At 67.3% G+C, this 22,189-nt stretch carries 19 protein-coding genes; 7 read left to right on the top strand and 12 right to left on the bottom strand.

What is annotated here, in order from left to right; translation table 11 throughout:
* Positions 1–155: 155 nt before the first annotated feature.
* From ACFU4Z_RS05070 to thiO, 5 genes are all read right to left on the bottom strand, one after another.
* Positions 156–917 carry an ABC transporter permease gene (locus ACFU4Z_RS05070; RefSeq protein WP_379059849.1) on the bottom strand — a complete coding sequence of 254 codons (762 nt, stop codon included), beginning with the start codon at positions 915–917 and terminating at the stop codon, positions 156–158.
* Positions 917–1,861, bottom strand: coding sequence for an ABC transporter ATP-binding protein (locus ACFU4Z_RS05065; RefSeq protein ID WP_379059846.1), 945 nt, complete (start codon positions 1,859–1,861; stop codon positions 917–919). Before ACFU4Z_RS05065 ends, ACFU4Z_RS05070 begins: the two co-directional genes overlap by 1 nt.
* Before the next feature lie 105 nt (positions 1,862–1,966).
* Positions 1,967–2,722 carry a thiazole synthase gene (locus tag ACFU4Z_RS05060; RefSeq protein ID WP_379059844.1) on the bottom strand — a complete coding sequence of 252 codons (756 nt, stop codon included), beginning with the start codon at positions 2,720–2,722 and terminating at the stop codon, positions 1,967–1,969.
* Positions 2,715–2,933, bottom strand: coding sequence for a sulfur carrier protein ThiS (thiS, locus tag ACFU4Z_RS05055; RefSeq protein ID WP_328406919.1), 219 nt, complete (start codon positions 2,931–2,933; stop codon positions 2,715–2,717). Before thiS ends, ACFU4Z_RS05060 begins: the two co-directional genes overlap by 8 nt.
* A complete protein-coding gene (gene thiO / locus ACFU4Z_RS05050) occupies positions 2,930–4,027 on the bottom strand; it encodes a glycine oxidase ThiO (RefSeq protein WP_379059842.1) in 1,098 nt (365 codons plus the stop codon). The genes thiS and thiO overlap by 4 nt, the downstream gene beginning before the upstream one ends.
* A gap of 57 nt (positions 4,028–4,084) precedes the next feature.
* Here thiO and thiE point away from each other — a divergent pair, with 57 nt between their 5' ends.
* Complete coding sequence (gene thiE, locus ACFU4Z_RS05045) at positions 4,085–4,783, top strand: thiamine phosphate synthase (RefSeq protein ID WP_379059841.1); 699 nt, start codon at positions 4,085–4,087, stop codon at positions 4,781–4,783.
* Positions 4,784–4,860: 77 nt separating this feature from the next.
* Here the strand turns inward: thiE and ACFU4Z_RS05040 are convergent, their stop codons facing one another.
* A complete protein-coding gene (locus tag ACFU4Z_RS05040; RefSeq protein WP_379059840.1) occupies positions 4,861–5,583 on the bottom strand; it encodes an NUDIX domain-containing protein in 723 nt (240 codons plus the stop codon).
* Positions 5,584–5,700: 117 nt separating this feature from the next.
* Between ACFU4Z_RS05040 and ACFU4Z_RS05035 the strand changes: the two genes are divergently transcribed.
* From ACFU4Z_RS05035 to ACFU4Z_RS05025, 3 genes are read left to right on the top strand one after another with little or no spacing between them, the layout of a single operon-like run.
* Positions 5,701–7,068, top strand: a complete 1,368-nt coding sequence (locus tag ACFU4Z_RS05035; protein WP_379059839.1) for a hypothetical protein — start codon at positions 5,701–5,703, stop codon at positions 7,066–7,068.
* On the top strand, positions 7,065–8,039 hold the full coding sequence (locus tag ACFU4Z_RS05030; protein ID WP_379059837.1) for a glutamate ABC transporter substrate-binding protein: 975 nt from the start codon (positions 7,065–7,067) through the stop codon (positions 8,037–8,039). The genes ACFU4Z_RS05035 and ACFU4Z_RS05030 overlap by 4 nt, the downstream gene beginning before the upstream one ends.
* A gap of 6 nt (positions 8,040–8,045) precedes the next feature.
* A complete protein-coding gene (locus ACFU4Z_RS05025) occupies positions 8,046–10,592 on the top strand; it encodes a tetratricopeptide repeat protein (protein WP_379059836.1) in 2,547 nt (848 codons plus the stop codon).
* Between the two features lie 194 nt (positions 10,593–10,786).
* Here ACFU4Z_RS05025 and ACFU4Z_RS05020 read toward each other — a convergent pair whose 3' ends face one another.
* Complete coding sequence (locus ACFU4Z_RS05020; protein WP_379059835.1) at positions 10,787–11,464, bottom strand: macro domain-containing protein; 678 nt, start codon at positions 11,462–11,464, stop codon at positions 10,787–10,789.
* Positions 11,465–11,568: 104 nt separating this feature from the next.
* Between ACFU4Z_RS05020 and ACFU4Z_RS05015 the strand changes: the two genes are divergently transcribed.
* Both ACFU4Z_RS05015 and ACFU4Z_RS05010 read left to right on the top strand, forming a co-directional pair.
* Positions 11,569–13,158, top strand: coding sequence for an ADP-ribosyltransferase domain-containing protein (locus ACFU4Z_RS05015; RefSeq protein ID WP_379059834.1), 1,590 nt, complete (start codon positions 11,569–11,571; stop codon positions 13,156–13,158).
* 231 nt (positions 13,159–13,389) lie between these two features.
* On the top strand, positions 13,390–14,589 hold the full coding sequence (locus ACFU4Z_RS05010) for a cytochrome P450 (protein ID WP_379059833.1): 1,200 nt from the start codon (positions 13,390–13,392) through the stop codon (positions 14,587–14,589).
* A 40-nt stretch (positions 14,590–14,629) separates the two neighbouring features.
* On the opposite strand, the gene ACFU4Z_RS05005 is transcribed toward ACFU4Z_RS05010, so the two are convergent.
* The 3 genes from ACFU4Z_RS05005 to pta all read right to left on the bottom strand — a co-directional run bounded on the left by ACFU4Z_RS05005 (position 14,630) and on the right by pta (position 19,550).
* Positions 14,630–15,580 carry an AraC family transcriptional regulator gene (locus ACFU4Z_RS05005; RefSeq protein ID WP_379059831.1) on the bottom strand — a complete coding sequence of 317 codons (951 nt, stop codon included), beginning with the start codon at positions 15,578–15,580 and terminating at the stop codon, positions 14,630–14,632.
* Between the two features lie 554 nt (positions 15,581–16,134).
* A complete protein-coding gene (locus ACFU4Z_RS05000) occupies positions 16,135–17,352 on the bottom strand; it encodes an acetate kinase (protein ID WP_379059830.1) in 1,218 nt (405 codons plus the stop codon).
* 125 nt (positions 17,353–17,477) lie between these two features.
* Positions 17,478–19,550: a phosphate acetyltransferase gene (gene pta / locus ACFU4Z_RS04995; protein WP_379059828.1), complete on the bottom strand. Its 2,073-nt coding sequence runs from the start codon at positions 19,548–19,550 to the stop codon at positions 17,478–17,480.
* 183 nt (positions 19,551–19,733) lie between these two features.
* Between pta and ACFU4Z_RS04990 the strand changes: the two genes are divergently transcribed.
* Positions 19,734–20,240 carry a nitroreductase family deazaflavin-dependent oxidoreductase gene (locus tag ACFU4Z_RS04990; protein ID WP_379059827.1) on the top strand — a complete coding sequence of 169 codons (507 nt, stop codon included), beginning with the start codon at positions 19,734–19,736 and terminating at the stop codon, positions 20,238–20,240.
* An 87-nt stretch (positions 20,241–20,327) separates the two neighbouring features.
* Here the strand turns inward: ACFU4Z_RS04990 and ACFU4Z_RS04985 are convergent, their stop codons facing one another.
* Complete coding sequence (locus tag ACFU4Z_RS04985) at positions 20,328–20,693, bottom strand: hypothetical protein (protein WP_379059826.1); 366 nt, start codon at positions 20,691–20,693, stop codon at positions 20,328–20,330.
* A 199-nt stretch (positions 20,694–20,892) separates the two neighbouring features.
* Positions 20,893–21,903, bottom strand: coding sequence for a glucose-6-phosphate dehydrogenase (coenzyme-F420) (gene fgd, locus ACFU4Z_RS04980; RefSeq protein ID WP_379059825.1), 1,011 nt, complete (start codon positions 21,901–21,903; stop codon positions 20,893–20,895).
* Positions 21,904–22,189: the final 286 nt, after the last annotated feature.

Below are 22,189 nucleotides of genomic sequence, written 5' to 3'. Positions count from 1 at the left end.
CGGCCCGGTGTGGAAGGGGATTCACACACCGGACCGGCGATCGCACCGTCCGCCGGGCAGTGGCAGGCGGTGACGAAGGGCGCGCGATTCCTCCCGACAAGGTGACGCGCCCCACACCCGAGTGGCGAGGGAGGGCTACTCGGGTAGCTCCTTGCTCAGGCGTCGCGCTGGTTCACCGTGACCAGCGCCGCGCCGAAGATGATCGCCACGAAAGCGATGAAGTAAGCCAGGCTGCCCCAGACGCCCCAGTGCCAGTTCGCGGTGGACTCCGAGGAGCTCACGAAGCGAGTGATGTTCTGGAAGGGCAGGAACGGCGCCACATTGCGACCGAAGCTGCCGAAGGCGCTCAGCAGCGGCTCGATCAGCAAGGACCACAACACGACCAGGGAGATCGCCGCGGCCGACTGCCGAACGAGCACACCGATGCCGATGGCGAGCGCGACGGCGAAGAACGCGTAGATCGGAATGCCGTACACCGAACGCCAATGGTCCTCGAGCACCACATCGGCGGCCGCCTTCGAGCCGCCGACCACTTTGGCTACGGCAATGGCGATCAGCGCGATGATCGTGGTGAGCACCGCCCCGAAGCCGCCGACCAGCGCGGTCTTGGTCACCAGGACCTTCGTCCGATGCGGTACGGCCTGGAACGTCGTCCGGATGACGCCGAAGCGATATTCGCTGGTCACCGTCAACGCGGCCATGATCATCAGCACCATGATGCCGAAACCGGTGACGCCCGCGGTCGCGGTGCCGATGTCCAGCGTCGGCGTCCCCTCGTCGGGATTGTCACCCGCGGAACGCACGACCAGCGCGAACAGCGCCGACAATCCGATGCCGAGGATCACGATGATGGCCGAGCACCACCAGGGCGACCTGGTCGAGGTGAGCTTGATTCGTTCTGCTGCCAGCACGCCCATCAGAGCGCACCTCCCATCACCTGATCGAAGCCTTCGCCGTGGTACTGCACCGCGCCGCCGGTCATCCGCATGAATGCCTCTTCCAGCGAGGCCCGCTGCGGCGCGAGCTCGAACAACGTGATGTCGTTCGCGCCCGCGAGCTTGCCGACATCGTCGCTGGTCACGCCCGCTACGACCAAGGCGGGACCGTCACTGCTCTCACCGTCTTCGCGCACGGTCATGCCGTTGGAGGTGAGCACACTGCGCAGCTGTTCGAGCTGCGGGCTGCGCACCCGCACCGACGCTTCCGAGGCGCGTTCGATGAATTCCTGGGTGGTCGTATCGGAGATCAACTGACCCTTGCCGATCACCACCAGGTGCTCGGCGGTCTGCGCCATCTCCGAAAGCAGGTGGCTCGACACCAGCACGGTGCGGCCCTCCGCGGCCAGACGCTGCATGAACCGGCGAATCCAGAGAATGCCCTCGGGGTCGAGGCCGTTGACCGGCTCGTCGAACAGCAGCACCTGCGGATCGCCGAGCAGTGCGCCCGCGAGGCCGAGCCGCTGCGACATGCCGAGCGAGAATCCGCCCGCGCTCTTGCCCGCCACCTCGGACAGGCCGACCAAGCGCAACACCTCGTCGACGCGCGAGGACGCGATGTCGTTGGATGCGGCCATCCACTGCAGGTGCGCGCGCGCCGAACGATTCGGATGCACCCACTTCGCGTCCAGCAGCGCGCCGACGGCACGCAACGGATGGTCGAGCTCGTGGTACGGCTTTCCGTTGATCAGTGCGGTTCCCGCGGTGGGCTTGTCCAGCCCGAGGATCATCCGCATAGTGGTCGATTTACCGGCGCCGTTGGGTCCAAGGAAGCCTGTCACCTGTCCGGGACGGACGGTGAAGGACAAATCCTGAACGGCGACGGTCTGCCCGTAGTGCTTGGTCAGGCCCCTCAGCTCGATCATGAGTACCAGCATTGCGCAAGAAAGGGCCGCACGCGTCACTAGAAAGTGTCGAGTCGGATCATCCTCGAGGATGATCTCGACCCCGAGGGGTCTGCGGATGTTCCCCTAGAGCGCGGGCGAGGACGCCTGCGCCCAGAAACGCTTGGGGATGCGGCCGGCCTGGCGGGCCAGATGCCCAGCGCGCACGGCGTCCGCCATGGCGGCGGCCATCAGCGCGGGGCGTCGGGCCCTCGTCACGGCGGTGGCGAGCAGGACGGCCGAGCAGCCGAGCTCCATGGCGAGGGCGGCGTCGCTCGCGGTGCCGATGCCCGCGTCGAGGATGACGGGGACCCCCGCCCCGGCCACGATCATCTCGATGTTGTGCGGGTTGCCGATGCCGAGACCGGTGCCGATCGGGGCGCCGAGCGGCATGACCGCGGCGCAGCCCGCGTCCTCCAGCCTGCGGGCCAGGATCGGGTCGTCGGTGGTGTAGGGCAGCACCACGAAACCCGCGTCGACCAGTTGTTCTGCGGCGGTGAGCAATTCGATGGGGTCGGGAAGCAGGGTTCGCTCGTCGGCGATCACCTCGAGCTTTACCCAGTTGGTGTCGAGCGCCTCGGCGGCCAGCTGTGCGGTGAGCACCGCTTCGGCGGCGGTGCGACAGCCCGCCGTATTGGGCAGCGCCGTAATGTCCAGGCGCTTCAGTAGATCGAGCACGCCGGTGCCGCCGACGGCGTCCACGCGGCGCATCGCGACCGTGGTGAGTTCGGTACCGGAGGCGATCAACGCCTCCTCGAGCACGGCGAGATTGTCCGCGCCGCCGGTGCCCATGATCAGCCGCGAGCCGAACCGCTTGCCCGCGATCTCCAGTGCGTCAGCCACCCTGGACCGCCGTGAGCACCTCGATCTGCCAGCCGCGCCCGACCGGCTCGCCCCAGCGGGACTTCGGGAACACCGCACCGTCCACCGCGAGCGCGACGCCCTGATTCGGCAGCCCGAGGCGGTCGAGCAGCTCACGCACGGTCAGTGCTTCGGCGAACTCGTGGTCGGCGCCGTTCACGGTGACACCGATAGGGATTGACGTCGCGGTCATCGAATTCCTCCTGCGGACGACGATAGGGACGGCGCACCTGGCGCCGAAAAACGTTGCGGATCGGCGGCTTCCGCCGCCGTGAGCACCGTGCCGTCGAGCACGCTCAGCACCGCGTCGACGGTGAGCGGGACGGCGAGCATGCCGTTGCGGCCGTGTCCGGTCGCCGCGACGATCCGGTCGGAGAGTCTGCCGATCAGCGGCAGATTGTCCGGGGTGCCCGGCCGCGAACCCGCACTGGCCTCGGCCAATTCGTACTCGCCGATACCGGGCAGCACCGCCTCGGCGTCCGCGATCAGGTCACGGACACCGGCCACGGTCACCGCGGTATCGAAGCCTGCCTCGTATTGCGTTGCGCCGACGACGATTCCGTCCGCGCGCGGCACCAGATAGACCGGCCTGCCGTGTACTCGGGCCCGGATCACCCGCGTCGGCGGGGGCGTCGCGCCGGGCCGATGCCGCAGGCGCAGGATCTCCCCCTTGACGGGACGGACCGGCAGCTGCGGCCACAGGCCTGCGGAGGCCGCGCCCGCCGCGAGCACGATCTGGTCATGCGGCAGTGCGTCGAGTTCGGCGACCGATTCGGCGCGGAACTCGACCCCCTCGGCCACGCAGGCCTGCCGCAAAGCATCGAGCAGGCGCCGGTTGTCGATGGCGGGCTCGGCGGGTGCGAGCAGACCGGCGCGCACCGTGCGGGCCAGTGCAGGCTCCAGGGCACGCACGCCCGCCCGATCCAGCAGGCGCAGCTCGTTGCCGCGACCGCCCACCCAGTCGGCCACCGTGCGCAGGTCGGCGGCATCGGCCCCGTCGAGCGCGACGGTCAATGTCTCATCGGCGACGAAGACACGCACTCCGGTGGCGGCCTCGATGCGCCCGGCGAATTCCGGCCAGCGGGCCAGTGAGGCGGCGCCGAATTCGAGGACGAGATCCTCCCCCGGCCAGCCTTCGGACAGCGGGGCCAGCATGCCCCCCGCAACCCATGAGGCGCCGGATCCGACGGCGGGGTCGAAGTTCGTGACCGACCAGCCCGCCTGCGCGGCCCGCCAGGACACAGCGAGTCCGATGGCGCCGCCACCGACGACAGCCAAAGTCCGCATCCGTTCCACCTGCCTTCTTATTCGCATCCCCACGGTAGCGCGGCTACGGTCGAAGGCGTGCAACCCTCCCACCCGTACCGGTCCCTCCCGCCCAGGGAGCGTCTGGCAACCGCGCGGCTCTATCTCTGTACCGACGCTCGCCGGGAGAAGGGCGATCTGGCCAAGTTCGCCGCGGCCGCCCTCGCGGGCGGCGTCGACATCATTCAGCTCCGAGACAAGGGCTCGCCCGGCGAGGCGAAGTTCGGTCCGCTGGAGGCCAAGGCCGAGCTCGGCGCGCTCGCCGAACTCAAGGCCGCGGCCCACAGATACGGTGGGTTGGTCGCGGTGAACGACCGCGCCGATATCGCACTCGCGGCGGGCGCCGATGTGCTGCACCTCGGACAGGGCGACCTGCCGCCCTGGTACGCCCGGCGCATCCTCGGACCCGAGGTGGTGATCGGGCGCTCCACCCACAATCGCGCGCAGGCCGGACTCGCCGCGATCGACGAGCACATCGATTACTTCTGCACCGGTCCGGTGTGGACGACCCCGACCAAACCCGGCCGCCAGGCCGCCGGACTGGATCTGGTGCGCTCCACCGCCGACGCCCACCCGACCCGGCCCTGGTTCGCGATCGGCGGTGTGGACGGCCCGCGGTTGCCGGAGCTACTGGAAGCCGGGGCCGACCGCATCGTCGTGGTGCGAGCGATCACCGAAGCCCGTGATCCGGAGGCCGCGGCACGAGAACTCAAGTCCGCGCTGCTCGAAAACGCATAGGGCTGAGCACCCCTCGCCCAGCATCCCGTCGACTCCGGTCCACCGAGGTTCGGTTCCGGACGACTGCCGCACCGCACCTAGGAAACGACCTGAACGCGAGTGAGCGAGAGGATCGGGCCGGCCGTCGCGATATCGGCGACCGAGGCCGAATCCGATGCTGCCGCCGTAGCGCTCGAATCCCGCGCGGCAACCACCGCCGGGTCGACGATCCTGGCGCAACCGCCGGGGCCATCCGGATCCGAATGCAGCCAGACGAACCCGTCGTCGGCCAGGTCGACGGTGCGCGGCAGCGCGGCCGCGACGGCGGGGGCGTCCACCACATCGTCCAAGCAGACGCGAGCGGGCGCGGCACGCAGCGACGGCCAGGAGGCGGCGAAGCCAGGGTGCAGCGGACGGGCGTCGACCTCGTCTTCCGGCACCCACGCCAACGCGGTGCTCTCGCGGTTGCGACTGGTCGGCAGGGGCATCACGGCATCGGCGACCACGGTCGTATAGGTCCAGCCGCTCGACGAGGTGGCCGTGACCCGTTCCCCGCGCACCCGGACGTCGGCGGGATTGATACCCGCCTCCTCCCATGCCTCGCGTACTGCGGCGTGCACGGGCGTCTCGTGGCTGTCGCGCGCACCGCCCGGCAGCGCCCAGGTGCCGCCCTGATGGCTCCACAGCGCGCGATGCTGCAGCAACACCGCGGAACCACCGCCGACCAGCGGAGCGCGCAGCAGCAGGCCGGCCGCGCCGAAGCGGCCCCAGTGCCGCAAGCCGTCGGGGTCGTCCGACCAACCGTCACCGTCACCACGCATCTGCCAAACCATCCTCATCCAGCCGTGGCAGGGGTGTTTCACACGCCACGGCACCGGTAAGACCACAATAAACTCCGACACGGCGCGTACGTGCGCCACAAAACCGGGGAGGTGGAGATGGCTCGCACCGAGCAGGCGACGGCTGCGCAGCCGCCGTCGGTCGTAACCGAGCCCGCGCGCAAGCATCTCGGTGCCGCGCGCAACTCGGCGGTGCGTGAGCATCTCGACCCGGCCAATCTGCGATCATTCGCGCAGTCCTCACCGGGACGGCTCATCGCGTTCGGCCTGGTGCTCATCGGCCTATGCCTGGCGGCGGGCGTCGTTTCGGCGGTCACGGTGAGCGATCGTCAGCAGGCGCTCGACATCCTGCTCGACGACACCGAGCCGGACGCGCAGTCCGCACAGCGGCTCTACACCACGCTGTCCATCGCGGACGCCGCGGCGAGCACCGCGTTCATCGCGGGCGGCCTGGAACCCGAGGCCGTGCGCGACCGATACAGTCAGGCACTCGGCGAGGCGTCCTCGGAACTGGTGACCCAGTCCGGGCCCATGGCATCTGCCGACCCCGACACCCGGCTGCGGACGGGGATCGCCACCGGCCTGCCCGTGTATTCGGGTCTGATCGAGACGGCCCGAGCCAACAATCGCAGCGGATATCCGGTCGGCGCGGCGTACTTGAGCGAGGCATCGAATCAGATGCAGACGGCGCTGCTGCCGATGGCTCAGGAACTACAGGATCATCGATCGGGCGCGGTCGACGCGGCCCAGCGCCACCACGCGCAGCCACCGTGGCCCGCCATCATGCTGCTGATACTCGCCTTGGCGTTTTTGGTCTGGGCGCAAATCGAGCTGGCCAAGCGCTGGCACCGCGTGATCAATCCCGGACTGCTGCTCGCCTCCGCCGCGATGGTGACCCTGCTGGCCTGGACCGTGGTCGCCGGGTCGATCTCGGCCGTGTCGATGATCAGCGGCCGTGACGGTGCGGCGGTGCCCGCCTCCCGGTTGACCGAGAGCCGCATCGTGACCCAGCAGGCGCGTTCCGCCGAAACATTGAAACTGGTGCGACGCGATGCGACCGGCGATTACGACCGCACCTACGATTACAGCATCGCCCGGCTGACCGAACTGCTCGACGGCTACCCGACGCGCGCGCCCGCAGCCGGGGACGTGGCGAACGCCCGAACCGCGCTCGCCCGTTGGCGCGCCGCGCATCAGCGAATGAATGAAACTCTCGCCCACGGCGACTTCAACGGTGCGGCAGCGGTCGCGACCGGACCCGGCACCGCGGATGCCGCCGCCCAGGTGGACGCGCTGGACAGGTCGCTCGGCGCGGCGCTGGCGAAGACAAGGGACACCTTGCGCGGCAAGATCTCCCAGGGCGCCCGAGTGCTCGACTTCCTTGCCCCCGGCGCGATGGTGCTCGGCATCCTCGCCGCGGGTTTGGTCGGCCTCGGTCTGTGGCCCCGACTGCGGGAGTACCGATGAAAACCACTCGCGGCATCCTGGCCGCCGCCCTGCTCGTTGTCGCCTGTGCCGGCGGTTGTGCCAGCGACTCGCTCACGAGCGCGCCGGTCAAGATCATCCGATACGACGAACCGCCACTGCCTGCCAAAGCCGTCCCGGTATTGCCGAATACACCGATCACGCCACAGGTCGACCCGCAATGCGGCGATCCGACCGCCAGCCTGCGGCCGACGGGATCGGCGGTCGGTGGGCCGACCATCGAGGCAATCCGCGCGCGTGGCCGACTGGTGGTCGGACTGGACACCGGCAGCAACCTGTTCAGCTTCCGTGATCCGGTCAGCGGCGCCGTCGTCGGCTTCGACGCCGACATCGCCAGGGAGGTCGCGCGCGACCTGCTCGGCAGCCCGGACCTGATCGAATACCGCAGTCTCGGCTCCGCCGACCGCGAGCGGGCGCTGCAAAATCACACCGTCGACCTGGTCGCCAAGACCATGACGATCAACTGTGAACGACGGCAGAAGGTGACGTTCTCCACGGTGTACCTGCGCGCCAACCAGCGCGTGCTCGCGGTCAAGAACTCCGGCATCAACGGCCTCGGCGACCTCGCGGGCAGGCGGGTGTGCGTGGTGCCCGGCACCACCTCACTGGAACGGATCCGCCACGAACAGCCGGGCGCCACCATCCTCGCGGTGCCGACCTGGGCAGATTGCCTGGTGGTTCTGCAACAGCGCCAAGTCGACGCGGTGAGCACCGACGACGCCATCCTGGCCGGTCTCGCCGCGCAGGATCCCTACACCCAACTGGTGGGCGGCAGCATCAGCGTCGAGCCCTACGGCCTCGGCATCCCCAAGGGCAACGACGATCTGGTGCGTTTCGTCAACGGGACGCTGGAGCGGATCCGAGCCGACGGCACCTGGACCAGAATCTATCGACAGTGGCTTTCCGTGCTCGGCCCCCCACCGGCGCCGCCGGAACCGACCTACCTGGACTGATCGCCGATGACGAGTAAGCACGGCGCCGATCCTGACGAATCCGCCGGTTCCGGTAGGAATGGTTCGCCTGCGCCGCAGGAGGATTCGGCCGACCATGACCTAGCGGGCACCCAGGCGGTCCGACCTGGGCACGAACCCGCGGCCGAGGAGAACATCGGACCCGACACCACCGCCGCCGAAACCGCCGCACCGGACACCGCAACCGTCGCGCCCGGCCCCACAGCTGACGAAAACATCGCCCCGGGGACCTCGGCCGCCAATTCCGCCGGACCGGACACCACCGCCGCCGAAGCTGTTGGGCCGGGCACCACCGCCGCCGAAGGCGTTGGGCCAGGCACCACCGCCGCGGACTTCACCCTCGGCACACGGCGTCCACAGTCGGAGCCGAATTCGAATGCCACGATGCGGACCTCCGGCCGCAGCGTGCGCACCGTCCGATCACGGCCGACAGTGCGCAAGCTCGGCGGGGGACTGGTGCCCATCCCGGCCATCGCGCCCGCCGATCCGCTCGACGCGGTGCTCACCGATCCGGTCGTCTCCGAAGGCAGGCGCTTCTGCTGGCGCTGTGGGAGCCCGGTCGGCCGGGCCACCGCGGTCCGTCCGGCGATGACCGCGGGGACCTGCCAAACCTGCGGCGCGACCTACGATTTCCGGCCCTTGCTGTACCCGGGCGACTTGGTCTCGAACCAGTACGAGGTCCAGGGCTGCATCGCACACGGCGGACTCGGCTGGATCTACCTGGCGATCGACCGCAATGTCAGCGATCGCTGGGTGGTGCTCAAGGGCCTGCTGCACGCGGGCGATGCCGAGGCACAGGCGGTGGCCGTGGCCGAGCGCCAATTCCTTGCCGAGGTGGCCCATCCCAGCATCGTCAAGATCCACAATTTCGTCGAGCACACCGGCCAGGACGGCGAGCCGGTCGGCTATATCGTCATGGAATACGTCGGCGGCAAATCGCTGCGCGACATCCTCGACACCTATCCGCGGCCACAGCGGATGCCGGTTGCCGAGGCCATCGCCTATCTGCTGGAGATCCTGCCCGCGCTGGAATACCTGCATTCCATCGGAGTGGCCTACAACGATCTCAAGCCCGACAACATCATGATCACCGAGGACCAGGTGAAACTGATCGACCTCGGTGCCGTCTCCACCTTCGAAGCGTACGGAAATCTCTACGGCACCCGGGGGTTCCAGGCGCCGGAGATAGCAAGGACCGGGCCGACTGTGGCGTCGGACATCTACACCGTCGGGCGGACGCTTGCCGTGCTTACATTGAGCATGCCGATGGAGCAGGGCCGATATCTGGATGGAATTCCAGACCCCGCAGCACATCCCGTGCTCGAGCACAACGAGTTCTTCCATCGGTTGCTGTTGTCGGCGACCGATCCAGACCCGAAGCGGCGCTTCCCCTCCGCTCGCGCCATGTCCGCCCAGCTGGCGGGCGTGCTGCGCGAAATCCTGGCCGTGGAGACCGGGGCCGAACATCCCCAGCTGTCCACGGTGTTCAGCCCGCAGCGCGCCAATTTCGGCACCGAGGAGCTGATCAGTCAGACCGATGCCTACGCCGACGGCATCGGCCGCAGTAGCCGGCTGCCGGCACGGGAAGTCGCCGCGGCCCTTCCTGTTCCGCTGCTCGATCCGGCGGATCCTTCCGCGCCGCTGCTCGCCGCCGCCGTGCGCCACGACCCGCAGCAGGCGCTGGAAGCACTGCGCGAAGCACGCGAGCGCGCCGGATCCAATCCCGGGGATACTCCGGAGACCATGGATCTGGAGCTGACGCTCGCGGAGGCGCGGGCGCACCTCGATCTCGGCGAGTCAGCCACGGCGCTGGATATGCTGTCGCGGATGCCCGCCGATCGCGATTGGCGTATCAATTGGCACACCGGACAGGCCCAGCTGCTGGAACAGGATTACGAAAAGGCTTTCGCCAGTTTCGACGCGGTACTGCAGGTGCTGCCGGGCGAAATCGCGCCGAAGCTGGCGCTGGCGGCCACGGCGGAACTGATACTGCAGCAATGGGATTCCGACGATCCGGAGCAATGGCGGGTCTATGCCGAGAAGTTCTACGACACGGTGTGGCGCACCAACCGCGCGGTGGTGAGCGCCGCCTTCGGCCTGGCCAGGCAGCTGGCCACGGCGGGCCGGGTCGCCGATGCGGTGCGCGCGCTCGACGAGGTCCCCGCCGCGTCGCGGCATTACAGCACGGCACGCGTGACCGCCGTGCTGCTGCTGCTCACCTCCGCGCCGGTGGGCGAACTCGAGGAAGCGACCCTGCACATCGCGGCCTCCCGAATGCTTGCCATCCCGAAGGGCGAGAGCCGCGCGGTCCAGATGCGCGTCCTTGTCCTCGGCGCCGCCCTGGCTTGGCTACAGGCGGGCAATACGCCGAAACGACAGGACGCCACCCTGTTCGGCGCCCCCTTCACCGACCGCGACCTGCGCGAAGGCACCGAAGCCAACCTGCGGGCCCTGGCCCGCAGCGCGCCGGGCCGAAACCATCGCTACGCCTTGGTCGACCTGGCGAACGCCATTCGAGCCAAGACCTGGATCTAAGCCTCGATCCGTGGACGAGCTCGGGTAATGGTGTCGCGGCCGCAGCAGCGAGTCGCAATGTGCTCGGTCAGCGTCATCACCCGACCAGCCCGGCCGCGTCCAAGCCACTTAGCGCCAGATGTCGCACGCAGGCGTGTCCGGCCACAACATGCACCTGGACCCGGTCGACCGCCCGCTCCAAGGAGGCCGGTCGATCAGCGACCGGTCACGGGGCGTTTGGGTCGCGCGATGCGTACCCGCTGGTCGTTGGGCGCGTTCTCGATGTCGTCGAGTTGCGCGATGATTGTGCTGCGCAGGTCGTCGTAGTCTTCGAACCAGTAGTCGTTGAACAATGTGTGGCCCGTCCACATCAGGTTGGCGCTCACGCGGGCAGGCACGCGGCCGGTTTCGGCGCCCATGCCTACCAGCGCCACCGACTCGATGCTGCCTGGCGCCTCGTTGTTCTGCCGGTGGATCGCCTGGAACCCGGCGGCACACGCCAAGGCCACATTCAGGGTCTCGCTGACGTTCTGTACGGACGCTTCCATTGTCGGCGTCGAGATCAAGAACTTCGGGTTGGTCGCCCCGGACGGAACACACACCGCGCTGCCCACCGGAAGTGTTCCCGCGAACTGATCACGGATCGCCCGCTGCACTCGCAGTTGGATGCCCGCCCCGAGGTGTCGCTTGATGACCGCGTCCAGCCCTCCGTCCATCCGACCCCGGGAGTTGGTCGGGGTGACCCAGGCATCGACATACTCGTCAAGGATTGAGCCCCTGCGGATCTCGATGCCGGGGTTGTCGGCGAACGCCGCCCGCCACGCCTCCACAACGTGTGGGTTGATGTCGATCAACACCACCCTCAGCGGCCCCTGCACGCGGTTCACGGTCATGGTCAACTCCCATCGAGATGCGGTCCTCCTGCTGTTCGTGACGCTACCGCGCCCCACTGACATGTCCTCTGCCCGAGCGGATTTCATGACATATAGTGCCGACGGTGAGCACGAATGATCCGCTGGCCCTTGCCGAATTGTTCAAAGGCGGCGGTGAACCGTGGCTGCCACTGCTGAAGCCGGTAATCGAGGCACAGCCGGACGCGGCTACGTTCATGGGCCCGGGCCGTAGCCCGCACATCGTCCCCGTCCGGGAACTGACCTTCCAGGCGCTCAAGCCCAATCCACCGCACAAGTGGAAGGTCGTCGTCTTCGGCCAGAACCCGTACCCGCGGCCGGAGAGCGCCACCGGTATCGCCATGTTCGACAACACCTTCCACAACTGGAAAGAAAGCCAGTTCGGACGGGTCGTCAGCATCCGCTGCATCATCAAAGCAGCGGCGATGTGGAAGTACGGCATCCCCAAGAAGACCCCGATTGCCGACATTCGCGCACTCTTGCACGAGCAGGACACCGTTCAGCCGCCGGAATGGTTCCAGGCGATGCTCACCCAGGGTGTACTACTGCTGAACGCGGCGCTCACCGCCAGTAGCGACGGGGCGATGGGAACCGACCAGCACACCGCGTTCTGGCGTCCCGTTGCCGAGCGGATCGTCGAAGAGATCCTCAGCGCCAAGCAGAACGCCGACGAGGCCGACCGTGGTGTTGTCTTCGCGTGGTGGGGCGCCCACGCGCGCAGTTTGAAAAAGATTGTCCTGCAACTGCAGAAAAAGTATCCCCAGGTCGAAGTCCGGCACGTAGACCACGCCAATCCCGCGGCGCAGGGCGATATCTTCTGCGACGGTGACCATTTCGCAACAGTGAACGCGGCCCTCGCAGCGCTGGGCGCCGATCAGATCGACTGGTTGCCGAGCACCGGGTGGAACAAGCGTACGGCGGAAGCCGACGGGACAGACCACGACATCGCCGAACGCATGGGCGCGTTCATCGCGTCCACCATGGAGCTGCACCAGCTGTACCTCGAACGGCTCGCGAGCGTCAAAGACGAGGGGCTCGTCCTCCCCGCGATCACCGGTGTATTCGACACACCGCTCATGGACTTCCACGATGCCATCGCCCCGGTCGCCAAGCTGCTTTCCGGTCTCGACCGGCACGCCGTGCTATCGCACGAGTTCGGCAAGAGGCGGGCGGATCAGACGACCGGGAGCCTGTCCGCCGACGCGATTGCCACGCTTCACCTTTACACCTGCGAGTCCGCGTTCTATCGGGAGATCAACGCCGTCCTGCGCGCCCCGGACCGGGCGAAACTCGCCCCGTACCTCCCGTACCTGCGGCTGCTGTTCTCGGCGGTGTCACGGCTTCCCGCCCGCAGCGAGCCATTGTGGCGCGGGGTGTCGCTGGACCTGCGCGCGCAGTACCCGCTGGGTCGGACCGTGACCTGGTGGGGAGTGTCGTCCTGCACGTCCAAACCCAGCGTGGCACGGGCATTCCTCGGTAGTCGCGGCAAGCGAACACTCTTCGAGGTACTCCCCGCCCGGGCCGTGAGCATCCGGAATTTCTCCGCGTTCACCGACGAAGAGGAATTCGTCCTCTTGCCGGGCACTCAGCTCGAGGTGACAAACGTCAAGGCCGAGCGCGGCGGATTGTGCACCGTGACGTTGACCGAATCGGACGAGCAACCCCTCGTGTCCTGAGCATCGCGCGATGGTGAAAGAAAGCCGCCGCCGAGTCCTTACGGTGGGTGAGCAGCAGTACCTCTGGACGACTACCACCAGCATGTAGACGGCTGCGAGCTTCTCGGGTGCTCACTTCCGTTTTGGTTTCTTCCGGTTCCGGTCTGGGGCCGGAAACGCGCGTACCGCGCGTTCCGCACACGCGGACAACCGAGTATTTCCTCAGCAATCCGAAATTTGTTGGGAGACAGCATGACCGAGCAAGTGATCCAGCTGCCCACCGCGGGAGAGTCCACCTACGACACCTATGACCGAATTCGTGAGCGCGGCGAAGTCGTTCCTATCGAATTGCCAGGCGGGGTGCCGGCCTGGATCGCGACAAGCTATCAGGCCGTCAGTGAAGTCCTTGACGACAAACTGTTCAGCAAGAGTGCCGCGCAGTGTCCCGCCCTGCACGACGGCACCATTCCGGCCGATTGGCCCATGCGCGCGCTCACCGATATCGACCACATGCTCAACAAGGACGGCCTCGACCACCGGCGGCTGCGCAAGACCATCAGCCAGGCGTTCACTCCGGCCAGGGTCGCCGCGCTCGAACCGCGCATCGAGAAGATCGCCGCGAACCTGATCGCAGACTTTCCCAGTGGCGACCGGATCGATCTGGTCTCGGCCTTCACCACGCCGTTCCCGGTTCGTGTGATCTGTGAACTGTTCGGCGTACCGACAGCGATACAGCCGCAGCTCAAAGACTGGACCACCACGCTCATCTCGCACACCAGTACCGGCGAAGAGGCGCAGAACGCGATGGCGAGCATGCTCGGCTACTTCGCCGAATTGCTGGACAGTAAACGGCGCGAGCCAGGCGACGATCTCACCACCGCACTGCTACAAGCCAACGCAGCGAACGAGCTGACCGACGACGAGCTGTGCAACATGCTCTGGATAGTGATCGTGGCCGGACACGAGACCACTGTGCACCTGCTGGGCAACGCCGTCGTCACGCTGTGCACCCATCCCGAACAACGCGCCAAGGCGCTCGTCGAGGACCGATGGGCCGATGTCGTAGAGGAAATGCTGCGGTACAAGTCATCTGTGGTCGGTGCCCTCATGCGATACGCACGCCATGATGTGACAGTGGCGGGAGTCGGCATTCCCGCAGGCAGCATGGTGATGTGGTACGGCGGAGTAGGCAGGGACGCGCGGCGCTACCCGGACGCCGGTACGTTCGATATCGACCACGACCACCGCGACCAGTTGGCGTTCGGTCGCGGCCCGCATTTCTGTCTCGGTGCGCCACTGGCCCGACTGGAGAGCCGCATCGCACTTTCCATGCTGTTCAATCGCTTTCCGCGGTTGAGCCTCGCGGTTGATCCGGCGGATATCGAGTACGCCCCGCAGATCAGCACCAACGGACCACTCGAACTTCCGGTGCGGCTCGATTCCGCCACCTAGACGATGTCGGCCGGATGCGGGCTTGCGGCATCCGGCTCGGTCAACGCGCCGCCACCGACTGCGGCGCGCCGCCGTGCTCGGTGAGTTCGTCCAGCCTGCGGCGCCGGAAATCGCGCGGCGACTCGCCGTACCGCGCTTTGAACGCCGTGGAGAACCAGCCGGGAGTGAAGCCACTGCTGATGGCCAGGTCACGGATGGGCACTGCCTCCCTTGCCGGGTCCTCGAGCAGGTCGCGGGCGGCGCGCAGCGCCTCGTCCCGCCGCACATCTCGGAACGTGGTACCCGACTGCTGCAGGACCGTTCGCAGGTGCCGTGGCGACCAGCCGAGTGCATGTGCCACCGCGGGCAATCGCACGTCACCGTGGCCGACATTCGCCCGCACATATCGCCGAATATGCTCGGCGATCTGCGCGTGATGAGCCCGCTGCGGATGGGTGTCTCCGAGCGAGATCAACGACAGCAGCTCGGCGATTCGATCGCAGACCGCGTTGAACTCACGGTCGGACAGGTTCGACTGTTCAGCGTGGGCACTGCGGATCATGGCCTGCGTGATGCGGCCGAGGCCGGAGCGCAGGTCGAGCACCCTGGCGCCTGGGCCGGAAGACCCCGCTCGATGGTCGATCTCGGTGCGTGGCACCTGGAACGCGTACGCCGACAATTCCGGAATGTGTAGCTGGCACACGTCATCGAGGGCGGTCAGCGCGGCATGGCCGGGATGCGTCCAGGTCACCTCATCCCGATAGCGGACCGAGTACAAGCCCCGTTCGGGGAGGACGACCCAGTAGAAGTCATCGCAGGGACCTCGGCGGATGTGCGTTCGCGTTCGGTAGGAGGTGCTGGTTCCACGCTGCTCCCAGCGCAACAACCGATAGACGGTCGACTCCTGAACCGTCAGCCCCGAATACCAGCGCTCGGGGTCGCGGTACTGATAGTCCATCCCGACGAAGCTGTTGGCGACCGTCGTCCACGACCGCGAATCGCTCGCGGTCACGCGATAGCACTGCATAGTGACCACCCTCGCCGTCAGCTCACGGATATCGTATTGTGCACCAGCACAATATGTCTGCACCTCGACGATTACGCCCCGCCGGCTGGTCGCCGTGTGCGGCCGCCGACTTTCGTGCTGTTGTCCCCTACGCGTGAACCGGCGGGCACAGTGTCAGCGACCGGAATTCCGGCGGCGCCACACCGGACCGAACCTCATTCATCCGCAACCACATTCGTCGATCCGGCACCATCGAGCCCACCATCGCCGGATCCGACCAGCCACGGCTGACGATGGTTTTCGGGCGCGCACCAAGAAAAAACCCGGCCGGGAGGGAAGACCGGCCGGGTCGGATCTGTCGGAACAGCCGGCACACCGAAACCTGGGATCCGCGTGCACCCAGCGAGCTCCGGGGGCAGCCGGAGCGAGCAATTCGGGCGGGGCGAGGGCATCGCTGACCCGAGAGCACGCGGATCGGGTCGTCCGGGATCTCGGTGGGCCGGCGAACTTGATCCGATACCAATACTGGCGTATCGATCATGAGGTTTTCGTGAGGGTTTCTAGACCTGTTCGGCGGCCACCACGCGCTGCGCCGCGCGGGCAATGGCCAGTTCCTCATTGGTCGGAACGACCAGAACGGCCACCTCGGCCCCTGGCACCGAAATATGCCGGGCCGTGCGGTCTTTCGCGGTGTTGAGCGCGGGGTCGACCGCGATGCCGAAGCGGGAGAGCCCGGCGAGGGCGTCGGCGCGAACCTGTGGGCTGTTCTCCCCGACGCCCGCGGTGAAGGTGATGGCGTCGAGGCGACCCAGCTCCACCAGGTACGCGCCCAGGTAGCGGCGCAGTCGGTGGATGTACACGTCGTAGGCGAGCTTCGCCGCGGCGTCACCCTGATCGATGAGCCGTTGCAGCTCACGGAAGTCGTTGACACCCGACAGCCCCTTGAGGCCCGAGTTCCGATTCAGGAGCTCGTCGACCTGGTCGATGGTCAAATCGGCCGAGCGCATGAGGTGCGGCACGATGCCCGGGTCGAGGTCGCCGGACCTGGTGCCCATCACCAAGCCCTCCAGCGGTGTCAGACCCATTGTCGTGTCGACCGGGTGACCGCCCTTGATCGCCGAGGCCGAAGCGCCGTTACCCAGGTGGAAGACAATCTGATTCAGGTCGGCGGGATCGCGATCGAGCAGCTGCGCGACCCGCCCCGAGACATACTCGTGCGAAGTGCCGTGGAAACCGTATTTCCGAATGCCCTGCGCGGCAGCGACCTTGGCATCGATCGCGTAGGTCTTCGCGGCATCGGGCAGTCCGTGGAAGAACGCGGTGTCGAACACCGCGACCTGCGGTACGCCAGGCAGTAGCTTCCTGGCACTCTCGATGCCCGCCACGTTGGCCGGATTGTGCAGCGGCGCAAGCGAAGACAGCTCCGAAATCGCGGCGACCACGGCATCGTCGATCAGCGTCGGCCGGTAGAACACCTCGCCGCCGTGCACCACGCGATGCCCGACCGCGTGCACCCCCTCGCTCGCCAGATCGTGGCCGGTCTCGGCGAACATCTCGAAGACCAGTCGCAGTCCGGCGGTGTGATCGGCGACCGGCTCATGACGCTCGACGGTCATCCCCTCGGCACGATGCTCGATCCCGGCGTTCGCCTCGCCGATCCGGTCGACCATGCCCGAAGCCGCGACCGCGCTCGACTCCGGGTCCAGCAGCTGGTATTTGATCGACGACGACCCGGAATTGATCACCAGCACCAGACCATCGGCACGTTCGCTGCTCATGACGCCTCCTGTGTCCCGCGAGAGGTCACATCGCCTCCAGGGTTCTGTGGTGCTCTCGCACACGTTCAGCAACCGCGATCACGACACGGATGTTCCGTATTGCCCCTGTGCCGCGGGCCACCCCGTCACTCGCCCTGCGCCTGAATCGCGGTGATCGCCACGGTGTTGACGATGTCGGCGACCAGAGCGCCGCGGGACAGATCGTTGACCGGCTTGCGCAGACCCTGCAGCACCGGGCCGATAGCGATCGCGCCCGCACTGCGCTGCACCGCCTTGTAGGTGTTGTTGCCGGTATTGAGGTCGGGAAACACGAACACCGTTGCGCGGCCCGCCACCTCGGAATCCGGCAGCTTGGTGGTGGCGACGGTCGGCTCGATCGCCGCGTCGTATTGAATCGGGCCCTCCACCAGCAGTTCCGGCGCACGCTCGCGGACCAGCTTGGTCGCCACCCGCACCTTGTCCACATCGGCGCCGCTGCCGGATTCACCGGTCGAGTACGACAGCATTGCCACCCGCGGCTCGATGCCGAACCTGGCCGCGGTGCCCGCCGAGGAGACGGCGATATCGGCCAGCTGCTCCGACGTCGGATCGGGGACCACCGCGCAGTCGCCGTAGGCGAGCACCCGATCGGCAAGGCACATCAGGAAGACGCTGGACACCGTGGCGACGCCGGGCGTGGTCTTGATGATCTCGAACGACGGCCGGATGGTGTGCGCCGTGGTGTGCGCGGCGCCGGACACCATGCCGTCGGCGATGCCCTTGTGGACCATCATGGTGCCGAAATACGAGATGTCGGTCATGGTTTCGCGGGCGCGCTCGACGGTCATGCCCTTGTGCGCGCGCAGCTTCGCGTACTCCGCGGCGAAATCGTCCAGATATCCCGAGGTGGCGGGATCGAGCACCTGCGCGGCGGCGATATCGACGCCCAGTTCGGCGGCGCGGGCCCGGATGGACCCCTCGTCACCGAGAATGACCAGGTCGGCGATCTTGCGCTGCAGCACCCGACCCGCGGCACGCAGGATGCGGTCGTCGTCGCCCTCGGGCAGCACGATGCGCTTGCGGTCCGCGCGCGCCCGCTCGATGAGCTGGTACTCGAACATCTGTGGGGTCACCACCGCGCTGCGCGGAACATCGATGCGCCGCAACAACTCCGCATCGTCGACACGCTGCTCCATCAGCGCGAGGGCGGTGTCGACCTTACGCGGGCTGCCCGCCGACATCCGGCCGCGGGTGCGGTAGGCGGCGCTGGCCGCGTCGTAGGTGCCGAGCTCGGTGGTGAGGATCGGCAGCTTCGGCTTCAGACCGGTCATCAGTCGCGCGACCGCGGGATGCGGGAGCATGCCGCCGTTCATGACGATGCCCGACAGCGACGGAAAGCCCTCCGCCTCATGCGCATTCACTACGCTCAGCAGCACGTCCGAGCGGTCGCCCGGCGCGATGACCACGACGCCGTCGACAAGCCGCTCCAGAATGTGTTCGGCCGTCATGCCGCCGACCATGATCTTCAGCGCCTCGCGCTGCAGCAATTCCGGGTCGCCGCTGTACATTTCGCCATCGATCGCGGTGCACAGCTCGGCCATGGTCGGCGCGATCAGCAGCGGCACTTCCGGCAGCGTCCAGGACGGCACATCGAAGCCCTGCAGGGCCGAGCACACCTTGTCGAGCTGGTCGGGATCGCAGCGGTTGGCGATGATCGCGACCAGCTGCGCGTGCTCGAGTGCCAGTTCGCTCGCGCACAGCTCGGCCAGATGCCGCACCTCCTCGGAGGTGCGGTCGGAGCCGCGCACCACCAGCAGCACCGGTGCACCGAGGTTCACCGCGATCCTGGCGTTGAAGCGCAGCTCGCTGGGGCTGGCCACATCGGTGTAGTCGCTGCCGACGATCACCACGGCATCGCACATCTTGGCGACCTCGTGAAAACGCATCACGATCTCGCTGATCGCGGCATCGGGATCGGCGTGCACCTGGTCGTAGGTGACGCCGGTGGCCTGCGCGTAGTCGATATCGGCCGTGCTGTGCTCGAGCAGCAGTTCGAGAATGTAATCCGGCTCGGTGGTGGAGCGAGTGATCGGCCGGAACACCCCGACCCGGGCGGTAGTCGCGCACAGCATCTGGAGCATCCCGAGCGCCACCGTCGATTTTCCGGTGTCACCCTCCGGAGACGCGATATACACAGCGGATGGAGCAGATTCGGCCATATCCGCAGCTTAGTAAACCGATGGCAACCACAACCGTGTGGCGAGACGGTGATCACGGCTGAAATCACGAGCTCCGTCGTGAGACTCGTGCCCGAGCGCGACGAACTGTGATCGGCACAGCCGGACGAAGTCCGCCCCTGGACGTGCCCGGACGAGCGGAGCCGGGGGCGTTATAGTCCGGTCATGGCTGAGCAGTTCCCGGACCGGCAATGGGGTTCGCGCACCAATGTTCTTTCCCGCGTGGCGAATAAGTTCGCGGCTACCAAGCCTGGTTCGTGGTTCATTCGGAAGATCACGCCGCTGGATCGCGCGCTGCTCGAGCGCACCGACGCCAAGTACACCGTGCTCGGCCCGATCGGTGCGCCCGTCATCCTGTTGACCAGCATCGGCCGCAAGTCCGGCGAGCCGCGCACCCAGCCACTGCTCTATGTGCACGACGGCAGCACGTTGTATGTGATCGGCAGCAACTTCGGCCAGGCCAGGCACCCGGCCTGGACCGCTAATCTGCTGGCGAATCCGCAGGCCACCGTAGCCATCGCCGGTGAGCGCATCCCTGTCCAAGCCACCCTCGTCGCCGAGGCCGATAAGGACGCCGTCTTCGCCCGCTTCGTCGACATCACCGGCGCATACGATGCCTACCGCTCCCGCACCACCCGCGACCTGCGCATCTTCGCACTCACCCGAGCCTGAGACGCGCTCACGACCTGCCGCAGTCCCGCGAAGGAGTGGATGGTGTGGTGGCGGGACCCATGCGATGGCCGCCACCACACCGTCGATCTAGCCCCCGAAACTACCGGTTGCGGGCTTGGCGGCGGGGACGGTGACGGTGACCAGCTCCGACAACTCGTATCCCGCGTCGCCCGCGCAGCCTCCCCTGGCCGTGATCGTCGTCCCCGGCTCGAGACCTTCCAGCGACGTCTTGATCGTCTGGCCGGGGTTGGCCAGCGACTCCGGGCGAGAACCGCCGAAGAACACGTGGTTGTTGTCGGGTCCGACGCCGGCCTCGGCCCAGCACTGACCCTGATCGTTCGGATTGTGCAGCGTCGCGGTGACCGTGCCCGGTCCGGTGCCCGCGAAGGTGATGTCAGGGGCTTTGAACGGTGTCGCGGCGCTTGCGGGTGCCGCGGTAGTGGGGGCGAACATTACGGCCGCCGCGGAGGCGGCAAGAAGGACGGCTCCATGAATTCGTCGGTTCATCACATGACCGGATCATTCCCTGGAACAGGGTTCAGCACAATAAAATCCGCCGCCAGAACTGGGAATACCCGCTAGAACACACACCGCGGGTGATGGGACATGGCCGCGGCGACTCTCACAAGCGCCGCGTGGCCATGTTCGATTGTCAGCCGAGTGCGCGCAGGCGGGGTGCCAGGTCGCGCTGGAAGAGGTCGAGGAAGCGGCGCTGGTCGTGGCCGGGAGCGTGGAAGACCAGGTGGTTGAGGCCCGCGTCCAGGTAGGGCTTGATGAGGTCGACGGCCTGGTCAGGGTCGCTCGCGACGATCCAGCGCTTGGCGATCTGATCGATGGGGAGGGCGTCGGCGGCGGCCTCCATTTCGATCGGGTCGGTGATGCTGTGCTTCTGCTCGGGGGTCAGCGACAGCGGGGCCCAGAAGCGGGTGTTCTCCAGGGCCAGTTCGGGATCGGTGTCGTAGGAGATCTTGATCTCGATCATCCGGTCGATGTCGTCGACGGTGCGGCCTGCCTTCGCGGCGCCCTCGGCGACGGCGGGCATCAGCTTCTCGGTGTAGAGATCCATGCCCTTGCCCGAGGTGCAGATGAAACCGTCACCGGCGCGGCCCGCGTACCGGGCTACCAATGGACCGCCCGCGGCGATGTAGACCGGGATGCCGCTCTTGGGGACGTCGTAGATCGAGGCGCCGACGGTGCGGTAGTACTGACCGTCGAAGTCGGTGCGCTCGCCGGTCCACAGTGCGCGCATCAAGTCGACCGATTCGCGCAGGCGGGCGAAACGCTCCTTGAATTCCGGCCATTCGCCGGTGAACCCGGTGGCGATCTCGTTGAGCGCCTCACCGGAGCCGACGCCGAGCATGATCCGGTCCGGATACAGACAGCCCATGGTGGCGAAGGCCTGCGCGATCACCGCGGGGTTGTAGCGAAAGGTCGGGGTGAGCACCGAGGTGCCGAGCTGGATGCGCTCGGTGCGCTCGCCGACCGCGGCCATCCAGGCCAGCGAGAACGGCGCGTGCCCGCCCTTGTGCCGCCACGGCTGGAAGTGGTCGCTCACGGTGGCGCTGTCGAGCCCGTGTTCCTCGGCGAGCACCGCGATCTCGACCAACTCCCGAGGTCCGAACTGCTCTGCCGATGCCTTGTACCCGAGCTTGAGCTCACCCATGTGCGCCACTCCTATCGCTTAGCTGCCACGGTTCGTGTGCGGGCGTTCCCGCACCCCGTTTCGGCCGTATCAACGCTTCATCGTGTCGCGATAGTCCGCGTCGCGGCGCAACGCCGCACGACGGTCCTCCGCGTTTCAGACGGCCTTCCTCGACCATAGTCAGCGACTCGCCATGGTGTGTGCAGGGTCGCACCGAGTCGATCGTTTCGCCACGATCACCCGCACTAGGCGGCTGCTTCGCCTTCGCTCAGCCCGGCGCACAAGCGGCTGCATCGCCTTCACTCAG

This window comes from Nocardia sp. NPDC057440, assembly GCF_042802915.1.
Lineage (GTDB): Bacteria > Actinomycetota > Actinomycetes > Mycobacteriales > Mycobacteriaceae > Nocardia.
This window is presented reverse-complemented; position numbering and strand designations above follow the sequence as displayed.